Source organism: Sedimentibacter saalensis (genome assembly GCF_007830175.1).
In the GTDB taxonomy this organism is placed as follows: Bacteria; Bacillota; Clostridia; order Tissierellales; family Sedimentibacteraceae; genus Sedimentibacter; species Sedimentibacter saalensis.
Genome location: NZ_VLKH01000001.1, coordinates 425,638 through 441,468, shown reverse-complemented (window position 1 = coordinate 441,468; position 15,831 = coordinate 425,638). Strand labels below are relative to the sequence as shown.

The following is a 15,831-nucleotide window of genomic DNA, read 5'->3' as shown; positions in this document are numbered from 1 at the left end:
AATAGAGGAGGTTATTGCTGTGAAAAAGTCAAAACTTATTATTTTATTGATTGTAATTATTTTTATATTATGGAGTGTTTTTCTCAAAACAAATCCTCTTTTAAAAGGATTTTATCAAAGTGAAATGATTGGAAGTCATATCGTTCAAATGTTAGTTCGAGAAGAAGATAATAGTTTTGTTGAATGGATTAACAATAGAGAAGTCGATAGAGGAACTTACGAAAAACTCGATGACAAATCATATAGAATTAAGGGTAATCGGCAAAACTTTGAAATCACATTAAATGATGATAATTCTTTTGAGATAGTTATTAGCAAGTTGAATGATGGAACCCCATTTATTATGAAGAATATTAGGACTGATGATTTTCGTCAAAGTTTTGGTGAATTTAAGGACGTAGATGAATATAAATCTCTATTGGATTAACACTTGTTGTCATTGATTAAGAATAGTACTTCGCATCATTCAAATTATGCATAAGTAGAATTATTATTGACATATGATAAATTTGTTTAGCTATGTTTAATTTAATGTTTGAAAATTGATATATGTAGATTCAGCTCAAAGATGAAAAGATAGCTACATTTTAGGAATAGGTTAAAAGTCACTTCTGCTAATGTCAGAACGATAATGGAGGTAAGTTAATATGGGAAATAAAGGAATAAGGACTATATGGTACAGCATTGCCGTAGCATTTTTTCTAACAGGTGTCTTTACAGATAAAACCTACATTTTTTCGCCATTAGGTTTTTGTTCAATGATTGTTGGTAATGTGCGCAGTAGAAAACTATAGTAAACAGAGATAAGTTTTACTGTCCTTCGTAGATGACAACGTGTCAAACATAAAATAAGTATATGATAATTATATCTTATGTAATTGGTAATATAAGATATTATTATTTATTGTATTGTTTCATTATTACAGGAAGGTGGAGAGGATAATGCCTCAAGAAATTGGATGGGCGGGAATAATAATTACAATTTTGATAATTGTAGCAGTGATTTATCTTTTTAAGTACATTATAAAACAAATCAAGTATAAACCGTATGACATCAAAACAGTCCCTCTGACTGGTGACAAATCATTTATGGATAAAGGAATGAAGGCAATAGTGGGACTGCTTATTTTTAGTATAGTGCTTAATTTTTTCATTTATACAAAACTTCAGAAAACGGAGAATGAAGTAAAAAACTTGCGTAATAATATGTCAGCAAGTTATGAAAATTTAAATAATTCTATTTCTCAAATAGACAGATATGTAAGTAGCCGATTAGATGAGTTTGTAAATGATAATAGCTGGGTTATAAATGAAGAGTTCATAATAGATTATGAAAAAACTACAAACAAAGAAGTTCATTTAGATTTTCAGTGGTCATTTAATGAAATAGAAGAGAGTGCAAAGGTGTACTTGGTATATAGTGATGAAATCGATAAATATGAGAAGAAAGAAGCAATTAAACAAGATAGCGGTATGTATAAAACATCATTGATACTTTTTCCGGATAAAGAATATAAATATAAAATTATGTCTGAAGGAAGTGTTATAAAAGCTACAGAAGAAAAAGAAATTCCAGAAGATTATTATAAACCTGGCAGAATTGAAATATCTGGTATGAGTTATGAAGAAAGTAATGGCTATTTACAAAATTTTGCAATTGGTGTTACACAGCAAGGGAATCTAATTTCAGGTTTATATAAACCTGAAAAATTGCAGCTTGTAATTAATTATAAAAATAATGAAAAGGAAATTTCAGAATTTCAATTAGAAAGTGAAAGCCTATTTACAAATATATGGTCAGCAAACATTGACAGCTTTAAGGATAAAACAGAATCTATTGTCCTGGAAATTAAGTATGAAAATGGACATATCGAAAGCAATGAAATTTGGCCGGAAGATAAATTTAGCGAAAAACTAAAACAAAAGTGACAAGGGGACGGGGTTATTGACACCAATATCACAGTGCTGTTCATATGGCAGGTGTCACTATGACACTATCTTAAACAAGGGGGAATCTGAATGAACAAAAATATAAAATTACTTTATTGCATTTTAGGAAGTGTTTTACTTGCTGCATTAAATAACCCTATATTTGAACATTCCAGTCTTGGTATTTTCGAAGGCCTCCATGGAATTAATTGGGCAGTAGTCTATCAAATATACTTATTGTTGATTAATGTACTGTCATTTTTAGGCTTTATATTACTAATAGTTTTTTCAATTAAATTAATTTTAAATAATATTAAATAAAATTGCATTTTATAGCAAATATAAGGAGGTAAATATGAATCTTACAGCTACAGGTGCCGGATTTATGGGTTTAGGAATAATGTTTATAGAATTATTTTTAAAAGTAATGGCTATATATACCATGTTTATGGTTACAAGAGCACTCAAAATTTATATAAAGAAAAATTCATAAAATATTTATGAGTATCAATAGTCTGTAAAGAGGTTGTAAATTTGTTCTATCTTGCTGAAATATCTAGCGTTTTAAATGACATTTTTATAGCCAAAACCTTTTAAGGAAAAGGAGAGTAAGGCACTTACTATATTAAGAATAGAAATTTATTATAGTCGTAATATTTAAGTCCGCGCATCAGTAGAATATTCAGAAATAATATGATGCTGTATAATAAAGGTGGTTATTTGTATATGCAGGTGAAAGATAGAAAAAATATTTATATATTATTAATTATTATATTTATATTATCCCTTACTGTCCTTTTTTCGATAACAAACAGGTACCTATTATTACCAGTTGAGAAACCAGTATTCTTGGAAGCAGATAAATATACGAAGTCACTTGGATACAATACGATATGTAATACTGAAAATGCTTTTTATAGATTGAAAGATGAAGTATTAGAAGATAAAGTAAACATTATAACACGTTTAGAAACAATGTTTGAAATAGCAAAACATGAGTACTCAATGGAGTTTAATCCACCTATAATATATATTTCTGATAACGCAAATGAAGTAGGTAGAGATTTTTTAGGATTCAAAATTAGTATTGATGATCCACTTTCTATGGGTGTGGTATTTTATCACGCCAGTGGGGGAACGTTACCGGCTTGGATTTGCGTGGGTTTAGAAAACTACTGGTCAAAAGTCTATAATTTTCCGATTACAGCACAGGAAAAAAAGTCTGAAGAATTAATAACTATATTCAATAGTGATAGGATACAAAAACTTCCGCCTTTTGGTGATGCATGGCTAATTAGAGATTTTAATGAAGATATAGACATGGACTTATTATGTGATTATTCTTATAGTTTTATATGTTTTTTAGCAAAAATGAATTATTTATCAGACTACATTAAATTAGCAAACTACGATTATAGATCTTTTATTAACAAATCACAAGATATGATAAATTTGTTTTCAAAAGACATATGGAGAAGCAACTTCACTATATTTGTACATTACAGTTATGGAAAAGACTTTTCTATTAATTCGCCAGAAGCAATATATAAATATGAGCAATATAATTGGAATTGGGAGGATATTGTAAAGTGGACAGAAGAAATGGATGAAGGAATAATTTTTATTAAAAACTTTATAAATTTCAATTATAATGAACAACTAGATATAACATTAGCTGCTAATGATAATAGATATAGCTGGGCACCTAATAGTATAAAGGTAAAGCTGAATGTTTTAAAATTTGGACCTGAAGCTTCTACCCATGAAGTCACCCATGTGCTTTGTAATTTGTCGGGTATAGAAAAAAACACTTCTTTATTTTTTAAAGAAGGCTTGGCATCATTATTAAGTTCTTTATTCGATAACGAATATAAAACATCACGATATAAAAGATATCAAAAAATTTTTACTGACATTCCAGATGAATATGTAGGAGAACTTGTCAAAATATATAATGAACGCATTTTAAAGTTAGGTAAAGATGATGAATTTAACATTAGCACTTCTATAGAATCACAAGCAATTTTAGAATTTGAAAACGGAGAACGAAGAATACCTTTACTGCAGTCGGATAGTTCAGATTATATTTTAGGAGATACATTGTCAAAGGAAATGTATTCATATTATAAAGCAGAATCATTTTTGTTATATCTTTATAACTGTTATGGTAAAGAGAAGCTTATGAGTGTGTATAGTGATAATAATAGAATTGAAGAGTTATATGGAAAGTCACTTTATGATTTAGTAAATGAATGGAAGGAATATTTATATAAATAATAGTATTTTAGATAAATTTAGTTATGAATAATATCAAATAATCTAATAAAAGATTTCAACTAAATCATATCATATTCTATTTGTCGACAATTTGATAATTACGAACTAATGATTGCTTATAAAAACCTAATGAATTGTTAATTATATTTTGTAGGAAAGGTGATAATAATTGAATGGTCAAATGTATCAGATTTGTTGTATTACAGCAGCAGCAAAAAAAGCAATAATAGAGAAATCTACAATATCATATACTCCATTAAAATATGAAAGTAGAATTGAATTTCAGTTTCTACCTGAAAAGAAACTTTTTAGTACGCATAAATATAAAGCAGAAAACGTACCAGAATGGTATAATTATTGCATAAAAAAAGGACTGTATGATTTAAAGTTCCTAGTTCCCATCGTAGTCAAAGATCGCAATATTTTAGGATTTTCCAATACAACACAAAGTATGATTGTGTGCTTTTATGAAGGAGGCAAGGTTACTTACTTTACTGCACAATGGGAAGTTAATTCAGCTCAAAATATGTGGGATATTCTTTATGCAGAGCATGAATGGAAGGATGCCCCTACGGAAAAACTGCATTTTGAAAATAATATTGACAGTTTCAAGTTTGTATTATCCGAAATAAAAGAATTCGCCCACAAGATTGATTGCAATGATTTTGCATTGATATTTCAAAAGGCTCTTGATATTCTGTTGGGGTCTTCTGATTATACAGATATGGTATATCATATGCCGCTCCCCGCAATTCCAGAAAAATACCTGCATTATTTTGAAGCTGCTAGTATTGCAGATGTTTTTGGAGCAATGGGTTCTTGGAATGACAGCCCTCCTTATATGGCACATGAAAAAGGGCTGGAAAAAGAATATGAGGATTTGTCAAGTGAATTGCTGAAACAGGTTCGGCTTGCGACTTTATATGCTATTAATGAGTGGTAAGAATACACGTATATCATGAATTCTAAATTGATGAGGAGGAGTGCACAATTGGGTGATTTAAGACAAACTCATAAGGAGCAGTTAAATCACGTAGAATCATTAAAAGAATCAGATACATTGCGAACATTCTTTCAGATCTATCTGACATGGATGATACTGACTTTCATTTTTATCATACTTGGATATGGTAAATACGGTCTGGGCGCAATTTTAATGCCAATGATGGTAATTCCAATCTATGCCGGTATTCAGATACTTCTATATCAGCCATTTAAGCGACTATATTTATTTTGTCGCTCTTCAATACTGAATAAACCATTACGCATCTTATTGGTAATATTGTTGTGCGTTGTTGCGCTGGCGCCTATTATTTACTATGGATTCATGGCGTATTCTCCTGGTTGTGGAATCCCTGAAATGAAGCGGATGGTAGCTGAGGGTACTGCATATTTTGAACAACATCGGGAGGAATTATACGCCGAAGTAGAATCTATACCGACAGATAACAACAGTAATGAAAAAATGTGGTCCGCTGATTGGAACATTAAGAGTGGACAAACATTTGGCGGTTTATATTACGATTCTCAAGGCACACTCTATAACACATCCTTAGGATATCCTATGATTTATCCATTAGATGAATACTGGTTTCTTCAATTTATAGATGGATATAACTGATAAATTACCTCCAGGGGTTCACACTAATTTATCATTCATAGTGCAAAGGTGACAAGGGGACGGGTTTATGACAGGCAAATTAATAGGGGGAATATATGAACGAAAAAATATTTATAATCATAGCAGCTATATCAGTTTATATTATAGTAACTATAGTAGCTGATTTTAAGATTAAAAGCTTTATATCGGAAATATATTATAATATATTTATTGTTGGAGTTTATTTTTTTATAATCGTAGATATTGGGGACTCCGATGGCCTTATCCCTCAAATATTTGATGCGTTTGTTTTTCTTTTAATTCCTGTTTCTATAGTCGGAACATATACAGTATTAAAAAAGAAAAGAATTTATTATTTTAAAGCCATAGACAAAAAATTCATCAAGGAAAATAATGAAGCAATTTTGCAGATTATTGAGGATTATGAAAATAACTTAAATATAGATAATGAATCATCAATAACACTTGATAACACCAGAATAATATTTCATAAATTAAATCAATCTCAAATAGAAGGATGTTTACAACTGATCGGAAATTATATAAATGATAACCGTGAAAAACTCACTGCAAAAGGCTACTTGATTTACTATGCTAAGACTGTTGGTATTCCTGCAATAATTACATTAGCAGCAATAGTTGTAGTTATTAAATTTATGAATTATCGCCCTCCTATTGAAGTCTCAGAAAAAATTAATATTAAAAATGAATATTTGGTTGGCAATACAGAATCCAATATTAATAATTACGGTATGGTGGCTGAAGCAGTAGATTTTATCTATTATGCAAGGGAAGGCAAAATATACAGAACAGATATAAATCTTGAAAATGATATGGTTATTTTTGACGAACTTGAAAATTTAGGCAAGGATACTATTAATGTTGTTGAAGATTGGATATTTTTCAGGCAGGGTAAGGAAATAAACAGAATTAAGACAGATGGAACAAATAATGAAATACTTTTTATAGGTTATTCTTTGCAGATGCAGGTTGTTGGAAATTGGATTTATTTCATAAGCATTGAAGATGACAGTAAAATATGCAGAATAGATGTAAATGGTCAGAATAAGCAGCTGTTGAGTGATAAAGACATTGAAGATATGGCTGTCTATAAGGGAAAGATATACTACAGCTATAACACGAAGGAAGATGGATTTTTGGAAGTGATGAATACAGATGGAACTGACAAGCAATTTTTATCTAACATCAGAACAAGGAATATGATTGTTGATGAGGAATATATTTATTATTTGGCCGATGTTGAAGAAATATTATATCGAATGAGTTTAAAGAATAAATCAAGGGAACGACTCTCAAATAAGCAAATACTTAAATTCATAAAAGATGATAATCATATATTTTACACATTAAAAAACGTCGATAATGAGGATTGGAGATTTAAGGGCTTGTATAAAATGAATGTTGACGGCAGCAATGTTACAGCTCTTGACAGCGAAATTTATTTAGATGAAGTGGGTATGGCTGTAACTAAAGACTATGTTTTTTTTGTTTCTACAAATGGGAAAAATCATCCTGCATTAAAAATTATTAATAAGGATGGAGTTAGATTAAAGTGACTTTGTAATCAATTTTACTGAATGGTATTTTGCACGCAGTGTAATTAAAATGTATAAATAAAATACTCCTACAAAGACTAATGAAAAATTGTAAAGGAGTATTTTATTATGTCAGATTATAAAGGAAGAGTTGATATACGTGAGATAATGCCTCATCAGGATAAATACCCAACTGTTCATGGGACGTTTGAGTCGTTAAAGGTTGGAGAAAAAATGGAATTACTAAATGACCATGATTTTAAACCAATTTTTACATACAAATTTCCTGAAGACTTTCCCGGTCAATATGAATGGAACTATTTAGAACAAGGACCAGAGGTGTGGAGAGTAGAAGTCATTAAAATAAAGGAAGTATAGCTTATTTTATAACTTCATAGTGAAGTTCCACAAATTGGTTGAATCGATTGGTACTGGTTAATTTTAAAAGTGTTTGAAAATCATTTTGTCTAAATAAGGGAATGCCACTGCCCAATAAAACCGGAGCTAAAGTAACTATAATTTCATCTATCAATTTTTCTTTGATAAAATAAGAAATTAATTCACTGCCGCCCATAATCCAAATGTTTTTTCCGCTTTTGCATTTTAGTTCCTTGGTGAAAGAAGCTACATCTTTATTTACGAAGGATACATATTCAGTATCTTCTTTTGGTGTCCTTGAAAATATATAGCATTTCTTATCTTTATATGGAAAAACATCTTCATATGCCATAATCCAGTCATAAGTTGTTCTGCCCATTATGATTGTATCGATAGTATTATAAAATTCTGATATTCCGTTATCACCTTCACCCTCAACATTAAAGAGCCAATCCAGGTTATGATCTTTTGTTGCTATATACCCATCTAAAGTTGAAGCAATAAACAATACTAACTTACGTTTTTCCATTATCTCACTCCTTTTGATTTTTGTCTTATATACAGTATACCATAAATTGTTTGCAACTATTTGTCAACAATTTATAATTTGACTCGCAACATTAAAAATGCTAAAATACCTATGAAATTGAAAATTTTGGATGAAATTTAGTTTGATTGCTAATTTTAAAAATCAACTAATGCTGTACAGGAATAATTGCTTGGAAAACATTTGCATTTACTTCATAAGAGTTGCTAGAAGGGGGAATAAAGAATAAATATTTTAAAGCTAAAAAAATTTAATTTAATTGTTTTGTTTTTGTTAATTATTATTGGTATTATAACGATATTTTTTTTATTCAACTTGAAGGGTGCTAAAGCTGAGGAAATTTTTCTTACGGCTGAAGAAAGAACATGGCTGGATGAGCATAAAAATGAGATTAAAATTGGATATACAATAGATTATCCTCCGGTGGAATTCTTAAGTAATGGACAATATGCTGGTATTTCAGCAGATTATTTTAAACTTCTGGAACAGAAGCTGGGTATTAAAATTCAGATGGTACAGTTTGATAATTTTGATGAACTCATAAAACAAGTTCAAAAAAGAGAATTGACCGGAATAACAGCTGCTACTAAAACACCTGAAAGAAGTAAGTACCTGGAGTTTACGGTACCCTACATAGATAACCCAAATGTTATAATTACTCGAAAAAACTTTTCCGAGAATTTGACATTTGAAAAGTTAACAAATGCAAGCATGGACATAGTAGTTATAGAAGGTTATGATATTATAGAATTTCTTAATGATAAGTACCCTAAGCTGGAATATAGAACTGTGAAATCTCCCAGCGATGGAATTAGAATGGTAGCCTTTGGCGAAGCTGATGCAATGATAATAGAAATAATGAGCGCAACCGAGACCATTGAAAGGGATAATATTTCAAATCTTATAGTAAATATAGAAACTCCTTATGAATCCAGCTTATCCATAGCAACCAGAAGTGATTGGCCCATATTAAGTCAGATTTTCAACAAAGGATTAGCTCAAATTACAGACCGTGAGAAAAAAGTTATTGAACAAAAATGGATGTCCCTGCAAAAACAAAGTTTATTTGAGAACACATATTTTTGGATAGGTGTAGTGAGCTTTGTTTTGTTGTTAATAATTATTATAATTGTTATTTTAGTATGGAACTCAAGTCTTCAAGCTGCGGTAAAAGAAAAGACTCAAGCCATTGAAGAGTCTAAAAAAGAACTGATGTTTAAAACATATCATGATGAGCTCACAGGACTATATAACAGGGCGTATATGGCTGAAATGCTAAAACAGTTAAAACAAGAAAATTCTTTACCATTTTCAATAATTGTTGCAGATTTAAATGCATTAAAAATTACAAATGATACATTTGGTCATGAAACCGGAGATCAGATGTTAATTAGGGTGTCTGAAATAATTAATGAAAATATCAACGAAAATCATGTTGCCTGCAGGATTGGAGGAGATGAAATAGTTGTGCTTATGCCATCAACGGATGAACGAGAGGCTAATGATATTGTTGGAAAAATTCAAAAAGCTGTCCTTGCTGCAAAAGAGGATCCCATTAAACCCCTTATAGCTCTGGGATGTGCAACAATTCATGGTGAAGTAAATAATAGCTTTAGCAGCCTGTTTAAGTTGGCAGAAGACAGGATGTATGCTAATAAAATGGCTGAAAGCGATAAAAACTATGATAGGATCATAAATTCTATAAAGAAAAACCTATATGAAAATAAAAATGAAAGCAAGGAACATTGTAAAAGACTAGTCGACATGTGCAGACAAATGGGAGAAATTTTAAATTTAGAAAAGAATGACATTGAAAGTCTTGCTTTGTTAGCAGAACTTCATGACATAGGAAAGGTTGGAATCGAAAAAGAACTTTTCCTTAAAGAGGGTGCGTTGACTACAGAGGAGTGGCAAAAATTAAAAAGGCATCCAGAGCTTGGATTTAAGATAGTTAGTGCATCTACGAAGCTTTCTTACATCGGTAAAGGTATTTTTGCCCATCATGAGCGCTGGGATGGAAGCGGGTACCCACAAGGTTTAAAAGGTGAGGAGATACCTTTTATTGCAAGATTATTTTCCATAGTGGAAGCATATGATGTGATGACTCATGAAAGATCTTATAAACCAATTTTCACAAAAGAAATGGCTATACAAGAGCTAAGAGATAATTCAGGTTCTCAATTTGATCCAAGTCTTGTGAAGATATTTGTAAATCACATCAACAATGCAAGTCTTGCCTGATGACAGTGGGACGGGGTTATTGTCATCATTAGGGATGACAACAACCCCGTCACCTTGACACTCTTACAGACCATATAAAAACAATCTGTTAACCAACAAAATTATCTTCAACTTCATTATCGTAAATAATATCGTATTTTTTCATTTTTCTCCAAAGGGTGGTTAGGCTTATATTTAAATCCTTGGATGTTTTTTTTCTGTCTCCGTTGTATTTTTCCAATGTTCTAATAATTTTACTGCTTTCGTGATTCTTATTTGAATTTTTTAAAGAATTATTGTTTATAACGTTTATGGCTTCAAAATTGTTCATATCGATAATGTTCTTAAAGTCCTCTGAGGAAATGTGTCGGCTGTCGGCTAATACAATGGCTCGCTCCAGAATATTAAACAGCTGTCTTACATTTCCGGGGTATGAACCAGAGCATAACAGTTCGATCGCGTTATTTGAAAAAGAAACATCATAGCTGTTCTTCTTTAAATAGTAATCAACCAAGTAAGGTATATCATCCAACCTCTCATTTAGAGGAGGTAAAGTCAGTTCAAGAACCCCAAGCCTGTAATACAAGTCTTCCCTGAATTTTTTTTCTTTTATGAGTTCGTGTAAATCTTTGTTGGTTGCACTTATTATTCTTACATCAATTGGAATGATTTTATTATCGCCAAGCCTGCTTACTTCCTTTTCCTGAAGGACTCTTAAAATTTTAGCTTGTATATTAATATCCATTTCACCTATTTCGTCCAGAAATACAGTACCGTTATGTGCCAGTTCAAATATTCCTATTTTGCCTTCGTCCTTTGCACCCGTAAAGGCACCTTTGACATACCCAAACAGCTCACTTTCCAAAATTGAACTTGGCAAAGCTGCACAGTTGATGGCAACAAAAGGTTCGTTGGCTCTGTCACTGTAATTGTGCATGCTTTGAGCAAATATTTCCTTTCCGGTTCCGGTTTCACCGGTTATCAATACTGCACAATTTGATTTTGAATACTTTTTCGCCTTGTATATGGTGTTTGCTAACTCACTGCTTTTTCCAATAACATTGTCAAATGTGTTTTTTGCTGTACGTCCTTTAGTATTAAAAGTTAATCTCAATTGCTTTTCGCTTGATTGAATAAAGTTTGCATCAAGAATAATAACTACTACGCTCTGCACCTTGCTGTTAACTATTACAGGTTTGAAATTTGCGATGTAGTTCTTATTTTTAATAGTCAATACCTTATCAAATATTGGGTTTTTGCTTTTGAAAATTATATCCTTGTCTATTGTTGAAAATAATATTTTGTTTGTTTCGCTGTCTGTACTGTTATTAAATATTTTTTTAGCCTTATTGTTTAAAAAAATTGTTTCCCCGTCTTTGTTGATGTTGATTATTGCTTCGGAAGTTCCGTTTATTGTAGTCAATATAGTTTGAAGATACTGATCCTTCTCATCTTGGGATTCTAATATGTTCAAAGCGCTGTTTACAGCCATTTCAATGGAGCTTTCATTGACATCAAGCATGACATGTTCAAGATTATGAAGTGCTGCAACCTTTTTTACGGATATGCCGCCAATCAACGATTTTATATCTGAACTTAAAGCACTTAATATATCGTTTTCCATGCTGTCAACTGTTTTGGGCTGAATTATCTGAGCATTACATCCGGATACTACCTTGAAGTTTTTCATGGCTTCAAACGCTTCGTCAAAACCAATCAAAGCTATATTCTCACATTTATACTTTGATTTTTGAATGGAGTAATAAATATCTTCATATGTGTATTGAACATTGATAACAGGTGCCGGTATGTTTTCCCTGAGCAAATTAACATTTCTTCCTCTGGCAATGAATGCCTTCGTTCCATGTTGTACAGCCATTTGTGCAACATCGATAATGCCTTCTCCGGTCATTTCAATTGTTTCTATTAATTCACTAAGGTTGTTCTTTTTAATTACATTATCTGAAACTTTAGTAAATGCTTCAGATGCAGAAAAAATAATTATATTCTTAAATTCATTCATAATCGCCTCGCTTGATTTCACAAATGAAATTCATTTCATTTCATCTGATTTCATATCAGTAAGATATCATATGTTTTAGGATGTTGTCAAATTATAATTATTTGAATGAGGGTAAAGTTTTAGAGTTATAAGAACTCAATGTTGCCAACGATTTCATCAACTCAGACAAACGAATTTTTACAACACTTATTTCTTTTCTGAGATATTTTCTTGTTTGGCACATAAATTGCTTTATTGATGCTAAGGAGGGTTACTATGACGTATAAAGTTTTATTACCACAGCCGATAATGAAAGAAGGGAGAGATTACCTTTTATCAAAAGGTTATGAGATAGTCGATGGACGCGGCATGTCTGAACAGGATATAATAAATGACATACATGATTGTGATGCAATTATAGTAAGGACGCCTAAGATAACAGAAAAAATAATTGATGCCGCTCCGAAATTAAAAATTATTGCAAGGCATGGAGCTGGTTATGACGGTGTAGATTTAGAGTCTGCCAGAAAACATAATGTACTGGTTGTATATGCGCCTGGTGCTAACAGCGTTTCTGTTGCCGAACTTGTCATATTTTATATGCTTTATTGTTCAAGAAATTTTAAAATGGTGCAAAAAACATACATTGATGATTATTTTTATGCTAAGTTGAAGACCAAAAAGAATGAGTTGTACGGAAAAACTCTTGGATTAATAGGCATAGGAAATATAGGTTCCCTGGTTGCGGAAAAGGCAAGCTTGGGACTCGGAATGAATGTAATAGCCTTTGATCCCTTTGCAAAAAGAGATAATTTACCTGATTATATTAAACTGCTGGACGACAGGGATAAAATATTTACAGACAGCGACTATTTATCGCTGCATGTTCCAGCTACCAAGGATACTATCAACAGTGTGAGCACCAGGGAATTTGAATTGATGAAAGATACTTCCTTTTTAATCAATACAGCACGAGGGACAATTGTCGATGAAGATGCTTTGTATAAAGCATTGATCAATAAACAAATCGCAGGAGCAGCTTTGGATGTTATGAAAGAAGAGCCTGTAAATAAGGATAATCCGTTGCTTGCGCTGGACAATGTTTTAACCGCACCTCATATAGGAGCAGCAACAGAAGAAGCCTCTTCCAGGTCCTCGCTGTTTTGCGCTATGGGAATTGATGATTATTTAAACGGTAGAGTTCCTAAGTATATAGTGCCGGAAATGAGAGAAATGTTAATAAATATTTGATTTTTTAAGGAGTTATCATAATGAGTGTAGGAAACAGAGTTTTTTTAAAAAGAGATTTACCTGAAAGCAATGTTATTGAAGGTTTTAAGAATCTTCCTGCTGCAAATGTTGCCGATACAATGTCAAGATTATGTGCATTAAGTTCAGAGATTAAACTGATTGGATCTCCTGCTGCCCCTACGATGGTTGGAGTGGCACTAACTGTAAAAGTAAGACCAGGAGACAACCTGATGCTGCATAAGGCTTTAAATATGGCGCAGGAAGGTGACGTAATAATTGTTTCAAATGAGGGTGACAGATCCCAATCCCTTATGGGCGAAATAATGGTGACATATGCAAAATCCACAAAAAAGGTAGCCGGTATAGTACTCGACGGACCAATCAGAGATTTCGATCAGATTTCAAAGATGGACTTTTACATATATGGTACAGGCTCAACACCCGGCGGGCCATTTAAGGAAGGACCCGGAGAAATAAATGTACCCATTTCAATCGGCAACGTACCTGTTATGCCGGGAGATATAATTTTAGGAGATACTGATGGAGTAATAGTTATTCCTAAAAAATATGCAAAAGAAATATTAGAAGCTTCAATTGAATATGCCAAAAAAGATGCTGCAAAGTTAGAAGCGGTTATAAACGGAACAGCAAACAGAAATTGGGTTGATGAATCTTTAAAGGCAAAGAATACCGATATAATTGACGGATGTTTTGAGTATTAGAAATAATTTGTAAGTTACTATTTAAATTTCAAGGCACAATCTATATAATAGTTGAGAGATTAAGCTAGATAAGGGAGAATGCTAATTAACACAGCTGTCAAAAAAGGAAATAGTGTAATTCACAGTCTGCAAGGAATAAGAGATGCCAGCCACTGACTTGGCGCGTTAGTACCATGGAGATTGAGAGTTCTTGTTATTTCAAATAACGTATTCCTTTTTTAGGATATTATAATAATAGATTATGGGAGGTATATTATGTTTATGTCCAAAGGTAGAAAGGTTGTATCACTAATACTTGCATTAATAATGGCTGTTGCTTCACTTACAGCATGTTCAGCTTCAGGTTCAGGAAGTTCAAATACTTCTGGCAGTACAAACGGTACAGAAACAGCTAAAGAACAAAAAAGCGTAGATTTTCCAAAGAAACCTGTAACAATTATCGTTCCATTTTCAGCAGGTGGTTCTGCTGATTTAACTACTAGAATACTGGCTTCCAATGCAGAGGAATATTTGGGACAGACTATCATCGTTGAAAATGCACCAGGCGGCGGAGGAATGGTTGGTCAAAACAAGGGTGCCCAGGCAAAACCTGATGGCTACACACTGACTACAGTAACTACTTCTGTAACAATCAATCCATTGTTGAATGAAGCGCCATTTTCTGTGGAGGATTTCAGGGGTATTATACAGCTGACGGAAGAGACAGATTTTCTGGTAGTGCAAAGTGGAAAAGAATACACAAATTTTGAAGAATTCATTGCATATGCTAAGAAAAATCCGAACACCATAAAATTCGGATGTTCAGGAAAAGGAACAACAGATGACCTGGCCAATGAAGCAATGATAAAGGCTACAGGAATAAGCGCCAGCAATATTCCCTTTGACGGATCTGGTTTGGCTATAACAGCCATTCTTGGAGGTCATGTGGATGCAATAATCGGAGGACCTTCTTCATTTGACAATCATATCAAAGAAGGCACACTCATACCGATAGCTTCTCTTACAGAAGAGAGAAATCAAATGTTTCCAGATGTTCCTACAATCAAGGAACTTGGATATGATGTTTATTCGGGGGCATGGAGAGGCATAGCAGCACCGGATGATACTCCTGATGAAGTGGTGCAGGTTCTTCATGAAGCATTTAAAAAAGCAATGGAAGATCCTGAATACATCGAGCAGATGACTAATTCTCAGCTCAGTGTAAATTATCTGAGCAATGAAGATTTCAGCAACAAAATAATAAACACATATGAGATGTACAAGGAAGCTATCGGAAAATAGCTAAAACAGAAATAAATGAAGCGGGATAACCATTGAACAATTCATTG

16 protein-coding genes are annotated in these 15,831 nt (G+C 32.3%); 14 read left to right on the top strand and 2 right to left on the bottom strand.

The genetic code is table 11. The features are described from left to right. Nucleotides 1-19: 19 nt before the first annotated feature. The 10 genes from LY60_RS01945 (at nt 20) to LY60_RS01910 (ending at nt 7,761) form a co-directional block, all read left to right on the top strand. Nucleotides 20-427: a hypothetical protein gene (locus LY60_RS01945; protein WP_145079254.1), complete on the top strand. Its 408-nt coding sequence runs from the start codon at nt 20-22 to the stop codon at nt 425-427. A 220-nt stretch (nt 428-647) separates the two neighbouring features. Beyond that, a complete protein-coding gene (locus LY60_RS18095) occupies nt 648-794 on the top strand; it encodes a hypothetical protein (RefSeq protein WP_212633436.1) in 147 nt (48 codons plus the stop codon). A 148-nt stretch (nt 795-942) separates the two neighbouring features. Continuing rightward, nucleotides 943-1,929: a hypothetical protein gene (locus LY60_RS01940; protein ID WP_145079252.1), complete on the top strand. Its 987-nt coding sequence runs from the start codon at nt 943-945 to the stop codon at nt 1,927-1,929. A 90-nt stretch (nt 1,930-2,019) separates the two neighbouring features. Then, nucleotides 2,020-2,250: a hypothetical protein gene (locus tag LY60_RS01935; RefSeq protein ID WP_145079250.1), complete on the top strand. Its 231-nt coding sequence runs from the start codon at nt 2,020-2,022 to the stop codon at nt 2,248-2,250. Between the two features lie 34 nt (nt 2,251-2,284). Continuing rightward, a complete protein-coding gene (locus LY60_RS17925) occupies nt 2,285-2,422 on the top strand; it encodes a hypothetical protein (protein ID WP_170226076.1) in 138 nt (45 codons plus the stop codon). Between the two features lie 233 nt (nt 2,423-2,655). Continuing rightward, the gene (locus LY60_RS01930; RefSeq protein ID WP_145079247.1) at nt 2,656-4,206 is read left to right on the top strand and encodes a hypothetical protein; all 1,551 of its coding nucleotides are present in this window, start codon (nt 2,656-2,658) and stop codon (nt 4,204-4,206) included. 169 nt (nt 4,207-4,375) lie between these two features. Then, complete coding sequence (locus LY60_RS01925; RefSeq protein WP_145079244.1) at nt 4,376-5,149, top strand: hypothetical protein; 774 nt, start codon at nt 4,376-4,378, stop codon at nt 5,147-5,149. 48 nt (nt 5,150-5,197) lie between these two features. Beyond that, nucleotides 5,198-5,827 carry a 6TM ABC transporter family protein gene (locus LY60_RS01920; RefSeq protein WP_145079241.1) on the top strand — a complete coding sequence of 210 codons (630 nt, stop codon included), beginning with the start codon at nt 5,198-5,200 and terminating at the stop codon, nt 5,825-5,827. 95 nt (nt 5,828-5,922) lie between these two features. Beyond that, the gene (locus tag LY60_RS01915; RefSeq protein WP_145079238.1) at nt 5,923-7,404 is read left to right on the top strand and encodes a DUF5050 domain-containing protein; all 1,482 of its coding nucleotides are present in this window, start codon (nt 5,923-5,925) and stop codon (nt 7,402-7,404) included. Nucleotides 7,405-7,512: 108 nt separating this feature from the next. Then, complete coding sequence (locus LY60_RS01910) at nt 7,513-7,761, top strand: DUF2249 domain-containing protein (protein ID WP_145079235.1); 249 nt, start codon at nt 7,513-7,515, stop codon at nt 7,759-7,761. 1 nt (nt 7,762) lies between these two features. Here LY60_RS01910 and LY60_RS01905 read toward each other — a convergent pair whose 3' ends face one another. Beyond that, nucleotides 7,763-8,290: a dihydrofolate reductase family protein gene (locus LY60_RS01905; protein ID WP_145079232.1), complete on the bottom strand. Its 528-nt coding sequence runs from the start codon at nt 8,288-8,290 to the stop codon at nt 7,763-7,765. 333 nt (nt 8,291-8,623) lie between these two features. Between LY60_RS01905 and LY60_RS01900 the strand changes: the two genes are divergently transcribed. Then, entirely contained in the window at nt 8,624-10,549 is a 1,926-nt protein-coding gene (locus LY60_RS01900; RefSeq protein ID WP_145079229.1) for a diguanylate cyclase, read from the top strand. An 88-nt stretch (nt 10,550-10,637) separates the two neighbouring features. Here LY60_RS01900 and LY60_RS01895 read toward each other — a convergent pair whose 3' ends face one another. Next, nucleotides 10,638-12,551, bottom strand: a complete 1,914-nt coding sequence (locus LY60_RS01895; RefSeq protein ID WP_145079227.1) for a sigma 54-interacting transcriptional regulator — start codon at nt 12,549-12,551, stop codon at nt 10,638-10,640. Nucleotides 12,552-12,806: 255 nt separating this feature from the next. Between LY60_RS01895 and LY60_RS01890 the strand changes: the two genes are divergently transcribed. The 3 genes from LY60_RS01890 (at nt 12,807) to LY60_RS01880 (ending at nt 15,784) form a co-directional block, all read left to right on the top strand. Next, the gene (locus LY60_RS01890) at nt 12,807-13,781 is read left to right on the top strand and encodes a hydroxyacid dehydrogenase (protein ID WP_145079225.1); all 975 of its coding nucleotides are present in this window, start codon (nt 12,807-12,809) and stop codon (nt 13,779-13,781) included. 20 nt (nt 13,782-13,801) lie between these two features. Further along, on the top strand, nt 13,802-14,503 hold the full coding sequence (locus tag LY60_RS01885) for an RraA family protein (protein ID WP_145079222.1): 702 nt from the start codon (nt 13,802-13,804) through the stop codon (nt 14,501-14,503). Nucleotides 14,504-14,758: 255 nt separating this feature from the next. Continuing rightward, nucleotides 14,759-15,784, top strand: a complete 1,026-nt coding sequence (locus LY60_RS01880) for a tripartite tricarboxylate transporter substrate binding protein (protein ID WP_145079219.1) — start codon at nt 14,759-14,761, stop codon at nt 15,782-15,784. Nucleotides 15,785-15,831 lie beyond the last annotated feature (47 nt).

What these genes read in the sequence shown, in the direction of transcription:
- LY60_RS01880 (WP_145079219.1), top strand. Translation starts at nt 14,759, where the DNA reads ATGTTTATGTCCAAAGGTAGAAAGGTTGTATCACTAATACTTGCATTA.
- LY60_RS01905 (WP_145079232.1), bottom strand. Translation starts at nt 8,290, where the DNA reads ATGGAAAAACGTAAGTTAGTATTGTTTATTGCTTCAACTTTAGATGGG.
- LY60_RS01910 (WP_145079235.1), top strand. Translation starts at nt 7,513, where the DNA reads ATGTCAGATTATAAAGGAAGAGTTGATATACGTGAGATAATGCCTCAT.
- LY60_RS01930 (WP_145079247.1), top strand. Translation starts at nt 2,656, where the DNA reads ATGCAGGTGAAAGATAGAAAAAATATTTATATATTATTAATTATTATA.
- LY60_RS01940 (WP_145079252.1), top strand. Translation starts at nt 943, where the DNA reads ATGCCTCAAGAAATTGGATGGGCGGGAATAATAATTACAATTTTGATA.
- LY60_RS01890 (WP_145079225.1), top strand. Translation starts at nt 12,807, where the DNA reads ATGACGTATAAAGTTTTATTACCACAGCCGATAATGAAAGAAGGGAGA.
- LY60_RS01885 (WP_145079222.1), top strand. Translation starts at nt 13,802, where the DNA reads ATGAGTGTAGGAAACAGAGTTTTTTTAAAAAGAGATTTACCTGAAAGC.
- LY60_RS01935 (WP_145079250.1), top strand. Translation starts at nt 2,020, where the DNA reads ATGAACAAAAATATAAAATTACTTTATTGCATTTTAGGAAGTGTTTTA.
- LY60_RS18095 (WP_212633436.1), top strand. Translation starts at nt 648, where the DNA reads ATGGGAAATAAAGGAATAAGGACTATATGGTACAGCATTGCCGTAGCA.
- LY60_RS01915 (WP_145079238.1), top strand. Translation starts at nt 5,923, where the DNA reads ATGAACGAAAAAATATTTATAATCATAGCAGCTATATCAGTTTATATT.
- LY60_RS17925 (WP_170226076.1), top strand. Translation starts at nt 2,285, where the DNA reads ATGAATCTTACAGCTACAGGTGCCGGATTTATGGGTTTAGGAATAATG.
- LY60_RS01895 (WP_145079227.1), bottom strand. Translation starts at nt 12,551, where the DNA reads ATGAATGAATTTAAGAATATAATTATTTTTTCTGCATCTGAAGCATTT.